Genomic DNA, 1,260 nt, shown 5'->3' with positions numbered 1-1,260 from the left:
GATGGCGCACCGCGCGTTCGTCTCGAGGATGCAGGTGCTGTTTTCGCGCGCGGTGCCCAAACCGTGCGGGCAGTACGCGGCAGGGACCACCGACCCTGCGGCGCGGAAAAAGGAGGAGCTCGAGTGCGTGCAGAGGCAGATGCAGCTCGAGCACGATCTCGTCCGCGAGGTCGTGCGCACGTACGGGCTCGCGTCGTTCCCGAAGGACGAGCACATGCTCCTCGTTGAAGGCAAAGGCGCAAAAAAGAAAGTCGAAAACCGGATCGTGAGCTCGTGGCGGTTCTGGGACGCGGCCTCGAAGAAAATCGGAGACGTGACGCTGGACAGGCTGCTTGAGCAGTACGAGCAGGACGTCAAGCTGCGCGTAATCTCGCCACCGCTGCGGCCTGATGCCGAAGCCAAAATCAGGATGTGCAAAGATTCGCGTAAAAACGTAAAAAACGCAGGAATGACAGAGAACGAAATGAGAGAGATCATCCGCATGTCGTACGAGCGAGACTCGCGCGAGGACTTCACGAAACTCGATGGTATTGAAACCGATTGCAGTGAGCAAATAAAGGAGGTGCTTCAAAAGATCGGCGAGAGCCTGTAAAGCACTGCACAACAGTGTTCATAAAAGAGGGGCCTCAGGAGATCATCGCGACGAGCTCGTTGGTGAGCGAAGGGAAGGTCCACCCGAGGACTTTCCCTGAGCTCGTGTTGACGACGCGCCACACGCCGCCCGCGGCGCGGAGGTCGGCGCGGAGCTCGTACGTGCGCTCGCACGCGGCGAGGACGACGCCGCCTGGGAACGAGAGCACCGGGATGCCCGCGACGACGGTCGCGTCGGCGCACGCGGAGTGCAGCGTCGCGGTCTCGGCGATGTACGCGCGCACCTCGGTCAGGACGTCTCCCTCGCGCGGCGGTTGGGCCAGGTACGCGTCGAGCTCGTCGAGGTCGTGAGGCGGCGCGTACTGCACGCGAGCCGTCCGACGGCGCACGCGGTGCACAGGACCGTCGCGCGGTGCACGTGCGCGTGCGCGATCGGGACGGTCTGGAAGCACACCTCGCACTCGTCCTCGTCCATTTGTTTTGGAAAAGCGCGGTCGTTTGGCCGCACGGTTTGTCGGCGCGCTTTTATTGCAAAAAACCCGGCCCTTTTTTCAGAAAAAAACAGAAGTTCGTGAAAATGCGCCCGAGCGCGCTGCGATGGTTCAACAAACTGAGGCACGTTCCTGAAGGTGGCGGGGTGATCGTCGCGCGCGACGTGCGCGGCGGCAC

2 protein-coding genes are annotated in these 1,260 nt (G+C 62.3%); one reads left to right on the top strand and one right to left on the bottom strand.

Translation table 11 applies throughout. The features are described 5' to 3' along the window. Position 1 precedes the first annotated feature (1 nt). Positions 2–592 carry a hypothetical protein gene (locus EB084_25850; protein ID NDD31688.1) on the top strand — a complete coding sequence of 197 codons (591 nt, stop codon included), beginning with the start codon at positions 2–4 and terminating at the stop codon, positions 590–592. Between the two features lie 34 nt (positions 593–626). On the opposite strand, the gene EB084_25845 is transcribed toward EB084_25850, so the two are convergent. After that, on the bottom strand, positions 627–1,043 hold the full coding sequence (locus EB084_25845; protein NDD31687.1) for a hypothetical protein: 417 nt from the start codon (positions 1,041–1,043) through the stop codon (positions 627–629). Positions 1,044–1,260 lie beyond the last annotated feature (217 nt).

The organism is Pseudomonadota bacterium, assembly GCA_010028905.1.
Taxonomy (GTDB): domain Bacteria; phylum Vulcanimicrobiota; class Xenobia; order RGZZ01; family RGZZ01; genus RGZZ01.
Note: the sequence above shows the minus strand (reverse complement) of the source record. Positions and strands in the feature narration are given on the sequence as shown.

What these genes read in the sequence shown, in the direction of transcription:
- EB084_25850 (NDD31688.1), top strand. Translation starts at nt 2, where the DNA reads ATGGCGCACCGCGCGTTCGTCTCGAGGATGCAGGTGCTGTTTTCGCGC.